A 5,204-nucleotide genomic window follows, 5' to 3' on the forward strand; every position below is an offset into this window, starting at 1 on the left:
GAACAATATACTTAATCGTATTTTTTTATATAGGGAGTGTTTTAACATGTCTGAAGAAAAAATTTATGACGTTATTATTGCCGGTGCTGGCCCTGCGGGGATGACGGCGGCTGTTTATACATCACGAGCAAACCTATCCACACTCATGATTGAGCGCGGGATGCCGGGCGGACAAATGGCCAATACGGAGGACGTTGAAAACTATCCAGGCTTTGAAAGTATTTTAGGTCCGGATTTATCAACAAAGATGTTCGAGCATGCCAAAAAATTTGGTGCAGAGTACGCTTATGGTGATATCAAAGAAATCATTGATCAAGGCGACTATAAAATCGTTGTCGCTGGCTCAAAACAATATAAAGCATTTGCTGTCATCATCACAACGGGAGCAGAGTATAAGAAAATTGGCGTGCCAGGGGAAAAAGAACTTGGCGGACGCGGCGTATCCTATTGCGCGGTTTGTGATGGAGCTTTCTTTAAGCAAAAAGAACTATTTGTGATCGGTGGAGGGGACTCGGCTGTTGAAGAAGGTGTGTACTTAACCCGCTTTGCTTCGAAAGTAACCATCGTCCATCGTCGTAATGAACTCCGTGCCCAAAAAATTCTGCAAGATCGTGCTTTTGCCAATGAGAAAGTTGATTTTATTTGGAATCACACGATCAAATCCATTAATGAAAAAGATGGCAAAGTAGGCAGTGTGACACTACTTTCGACTGAAAATGGCGAAGAACAAGTATTGCCGGCTGACGGTGTCTTTATCTATATCGGAATGGTCCCTCTGTCCAAACCATTCATGAACCTTGGAATTACCAATGAAAATGGATATATTGAAACCAATGACAGGATGGAGACAAAGGTACCGGGGATTTATGCAGCTGGTGATATTCGTGAAAAAACACTGCGCCAGATTGTAACAGCAACTGGAGATGGCAGTATTGCTGCCCAAAGTGCCCAGCATTATATTGAAGAACTTAAAGAAGGTTTAAAACAAAAAAGCTAATCTTAGAAAAGTCTGGAGTTATTTACAAAAACGTAACTCTGTTTTAATTCTCCTGTAACAATTGTGCAATAAAGTTACGGTATGATATAAACAGTAATTGACCCCCTTTAAAAATATATTTCTTGAATGCACAGGCCCGCAGCCTGTGCTATTTTTTTTGGTTTGCACTATTTGTCCCTGGTGTCAGGAGAAATTCTTAACAGAATATCAAATTTGAATTCATTGTGACTGTATCCAAAAAATAGTATAATACTAAGAATGAATGTAAAGTTATTGTAGGATATATAGCCAAGCCTCAGAAAGGACCTTGCCTAATTAAAAAAGGTTCAGACGAGAGCTTTTACATTGTAGATGCTTGATTAAGAGGGTGAAATGTTGTGCAACGAGTCACCAATTGTGTATTGATTAGAGACGAAAAAATATTGTTGCTGCAAAAGCCGCGCCGTGGCTGGTGGGTTGCTCCTGGTGGGAAAATGGAGCCAGGTGAATCGGTTCGCGACTCCTGTATCAGAGAATACCGTGAGGAAACGGGAATCTACCTGAAAAATCCACAATTAAAAGGTATTTTTACAATGATCATGAAAGAAAATGACCAACTTCTTTCCGAATGGATGATGTTTACATTTGTAGCGACCGATTCGGATGGAGTCGATTTAGACGAATCCGAGGAAGGTAAGCTGGAGTGGCAAATGATCGATCAATTGAAAAAGTTACCAATGGCTGCTGGTGATTATCATATTCTTGATTATATGATTCACGGAAAAGGAATTATTTACGGTACTTTTACTTATACAAAAGACTTTCAACTAATCAGTTACCGATTAGATCCAAGCTAACCTATAGGGGGAAATGAATAATGAGTACCGGTGCGGTAAATGACATACAAATGGTAATAATTACAGGGATGTCTGGTGCAGGAAAAACTGTAGCCATTCAAAGTTTTGAAGATTTAGGGTTCTTTTGTGTCGATAATTTGCCTCCAACCTTGCTTCCAAAATTCCTTGAACTTATGAAGGAATCCGGGAATAAGATGAATAAAGTTGCCCTCGTTATGGACCTGCGCGGCAGAGAATTTTTTGATCATCTCTTTAAAGCATTAGATGAACTAGCAGAAACATCATGGGTGGCCCCGCGAATCTTATTTTTAGATGCAGATGATTCCACATTAGTACGAAGATATAAAGAAACAAGGCGGTCACATCCGCTCGCACAAACAGGTCTGCCGCTAGAAGGAATCACGTTAGAACGCGAACTCCTCGAGGAACTAAAAGGGAGGGCTCAATTGATTTACAATACTTCCCAGATGAAACCAAGGGAACTTCGTGAGAAAATATTAACGGAATTTACCGCGAATAAACAATCAATCTTCACTGTCAATGTCATGTCATTCGGCTTTAAGTATGGAATTCCCATTGATGCAGATTTAGTGTTTGATGTGCGCTTCTTGCCAAATCCCCATTATATCGAGCATATGAGACCAAAAACAGGATTAGATGAAGATGTATCCAGTTATGTATTAAAATGGAATGAAACGCATAAGTTCTTGGAAAAAGTAACTGACTTGCTATCTTTCATGCTTCCGCATTATAAGCGGGAAGGTAAAGCGCAGCTTGTTATTGCGATTGGCTGTACAGGTGGACAGCATCGTTCCGTAACACTAGCTGAGTATATCGGCAAGTTTTTCGAAAAGGACTATAAGACATGTATTTCTCATCGTGACATTGAGAGGAGAAAGGAAAAAACAACATGAGCAATTACGGACAGCCACGAATTGTCGTCATTGGCGGGGGAACAGGATTGCCAGTTTTATTGCGTGGATTAAAACAGTATCCTGTTGATATTACCGCCATTGTGACAGTCGCGGATGACGGCGGCAGCTCAGGACGTTTGCGTGAGGACTTGCATATTCCTCCTCCTGGTGACATCCGCAATGTGTTAGCATCATTATCGGATGTGGAACCGCTCGTTGAGGAAATGTTTCAGCATCGATTTAAAACATCGAATGAACTTTCCGGACATTCGCTTGGTAATTTAATCTTGGCGGCGATGACCTCCATCACGGGGAATTTTGTTCACGCCATACAGGAAATGAGTAAAATTTTAAATGTACACGGCAAAGTTCTCCCTGCAGCCAATCAGAGTGTCGTTCTCCATGCTGAAATGGAAGACGGGACGACTGTCTCAGGGGAATCAAAAATACCCTACTCTGGTAAAAGAATTAAAAAAGTGTTCATGACACCGGAAAATATTCGTCCCTTGCCTGAGACCCTTCAAGCCATCCGTCAGGCCGATTTAATCATCATCGGGCCAGGAAGCTTATATACAAGCATTTTACCCAATTTGCTGGTCCCTAAAATCGGGGATGAACTGTGTCAATCACAAGCCAAAAAGGTCTATATTTGTAATTTAATGACCCAGGCTGGGGAAACCCATGGGTTTTCAGCAAGTGATCATGTAAAGGCCTTATATGATCATATGAGCTGTGCATTTATCAATACAATCCTTGTAAACAATGAAGAAATTCCACAGGACATCCAGCTCCGCTATAATGAAGAGTTGGCAGACCCTGTTGTCTACGACTTGCCGCAACTGTTTGAATTAGGGCTCGAAGTGGTCCATGCGGATATTGCTTACCAAGAAAATGGGGCATTAAGGCATGACCCGAAAAAAGTTGCAAAAATTTTATATAATTTGCTTTTAGATGAAACCAAAAAGCGTTATGAAACGTAATAATAGTAACTAATTAAAAAACGCTGTTTTTTTTTAGGGGGGTGAAGGGATGTCTTTCGCTTCGGAAACGAAAAAAGAATTAACTAACTTAGAAGTGAAAACGTGCTGCATTCAAGCAGAGCTTTCGGCTCTCATCCGGATGAATGGTTCCCTTTCATTCTCAAATCGTAAGTTAGTTGTTGATATTCAAACCGAAAATGCTGCGATTGCAAGAAGAATTTACACATTAATAAAAAAGAGTTACGAAGTCCAAGTAGAGCTGCTTGTTCGGAAAAAGATGCGTTTGAAAAAAAATAACGTCTATATTGTCCGTTTATCACAGCAGGCAAAGGAAATTCTAGAGGATACTAAAATTATTGGTGAGGGTTTTACCATCATTCATGATATTTCGCCGGAACTTGTAAAAAAGAAGTGTTGTAAGCGTTCTTATTTACGCGGCGCATTTCTAGCAGGAGGATCCGTTAATAATCCGGAAACTTCATCCTATCATTTAGAAATTTTTTCGCTCTATAAAGAACACAACGATTCTTTATGCGAATTGATGAATACATTTGGACTTAATAGTAAAACACTCGAACGCAAAAAAGGCTATATTACCTACTTAAAAGAAGCAGAGAAAATTACCGAGTTTCTAAATATTGTAGGTGCCCATAACGCTCTGCTCCGCTTCGAAGATGTTCGAATTGTTCGCGATATGCGTAATTCAGTAAACCGTCTTGTTAACTGTGAAACCGCCAATCTTAATAAAACGATCGGTGCTTCGATTAGGCAGGTCGAGAATATCCGCTATATCAATCAAACGGTCGGTCTGCAAATTTTGCCTGATAAATTAAGAGAAATTGCAGAACTCCGCTTAAATTATACAGATGTGACCCTTAAAGAATTGGGTGAAATGGTTTCTGGTGGTGCCATCAGTAAATCTGGAATTAATCATCGTTTGAGAAAAATCGATACGATCGCAGAAAAACTCCGTGCAGGAGAAATGGTTGTAAAAGAGTAGCAAATTCTTTAGCAGTTAAATATGTGAAAGCCATAACATGTACTCTAGAAAATATTGTGAAACAAGTTCCAAGAAAAATAGACTATAAATCATGAGGAGGAATTGTGTAATGTTAGTGAAACAAGTCGAAGTAAAATTAAAAACAGGTCTTCAAGCACGGCCTGCAGCGCTTTTTGTTCAAGAAGCCAACCGATTCTCAGCGGAAATTTTTCTTGAGAAGGATGGGAAGAAAGTGAATGCGAAAAGCATTATGGGCTTAATGAGCCTTGCTGTTGGCTCTGGTGTTCTGATTGATATCGTTGCAGATGGCGAGGATGAAGCATCTGCCATTGAAGCATTAGCTGATTTTATCCAAAAAGAACAATAGTATGTGAGAGACCGGCTCCGTTGGGAACCGGTCTTTTAATGTTTTTTAAATAAAGGCGAGGTGAAAGCTTATTGGTGATTTTGGCACCCTATTGATTGGAGCGGAAGGCG

At 40.1% G+C, this 5,204-nt stretch carries 6 protein-coding genes; all 6 read left to right on the forward strand.

Annotation, left to right across the window (positions count from 1 at the left end):
- The first annotated feature begins 46 nt into the window (after positions 1-46).
- The 6 genes from trxB to V7137_RS27155 all read left to right on the forward strand — a co-directional run bounded on the left by trxB (position 47) and on the right by V7137_RS27155 (position 5,094).
- Positions 47-997 (forward strand): thioredoxin-disulfide reductase, encoded by a 951-nt coding sequence (gene trxB / locus V7137_RS27130; RefSeq protein WP_335700950.1) that lies wholly within the window; start codon positions 47-49, stop codon positions 995-997.
- A gap of 377 nt (positions 998-1,374) precedes the next feature.
- The gene (locus V7137_RS27135) at positions 1,375-1,833 is read left to right on the forward strand and encodes an 8-oxo-dGTP diphosphatase (protein WP_218347639.1); all 459 of its coding nucleotides are present in this window, start codon (positions 1,375-1,377) and stop codon (positions 1,831-1,833) included.
- A gap of 20 nt (positions 1,834-1,853) precedes the next feature.
- A complete protein-coding gene (gene rapZ / locus V7137_RS27140) occupies positions 1,854-2,747 on the forward strand; it encodes an RNase adapter RapZ (protein WP_218347640.1) in 894 nt (297 codons plus the stop codon).
- Positions 2,744-3,727, forward strand: a complete 984-nt coding sequence (locus V7137_RS27145; RefSeq protein WP_335700951.1) for a gluconeogenesis factor YvcK family protein — start codon at positions 2,744-2,746, stop codon at positions 3,725-3,727. The genes rapZ and V7137_RS27145 overlap by 4 nt, the downstream gene beginning before the upstream one ends.
- A gap of 49 nt (positions 3,728-3,776) precedes the next feature.
- Positions 3,777-4,727 (forward strand): DNA-binding protein WhiA, encoded by a 951-nt coding sequence (whiA, locus tag V7137_RS27150; protein ID WP_218347642.1) that lies wholly within the window; start codon positions 3,777-3,779, stop codon positions 4,725-4,727.
- Between the two features lie 109 nt (positions 4,728-4,836).
- Positions 4,837-5,094, forward strand: coding sequence for an HPr family phosphocarrier protein (locus V7137_RS27155; protein WP_218347643.1), 258 nt, complete (start codon positions 4,837-4,839; stop codon positions 5,092-5,094).
- The last annotated feature ends 110 nt before the right edge of the window (positions 5,095-5,204 follow it).

Source organism: Neobacillus drentensis (assembly GCF_036962765.1).
Lineage (GTDB): Bacteria > Bacillota > Bacilli > Bacillales > Cytobacillaceae > Neobacillus > Neobacillus drentensis_C.

Excerpts from the sequence above, each read along its gene's own strand:
- trxB (WP_335700950.1), top strand. The coding sequence starts at position 47 with ATGTCTGAAGAAAAAATTTATGACGTTATTATTGCCGGTGCTGGCCCT.
- rapZ (WP_218347640.1), top strand. The coding sequence starts at position 1,854 with ATGAGTACCGGTGCGGTAAATGACATACAAATGGTAATAATTACAGGG.
- V7137_RS27145 (WP_335700951.1), top strand. The coding sequence starts at position 2,744 with ATGAGCAATTACGGACAGCCACGAATTGTCGTCATTGGCGGGGGAACA.
- whiA (WP_218347642.1), top strand. The coding sequence starts at position 3,777 with ATGTCTTTCGCTTCGGAAACGAAAAAAGAATTAACTAACTTAGAAGTG.
- V7137_RS27155 (WP_218347643.1), top strand. The coding sequence starts at position 4,837 with ATGTTAGTGAAACAAGTCGAAGTAAAATTAAAAACAGGTCTTCAAGCA.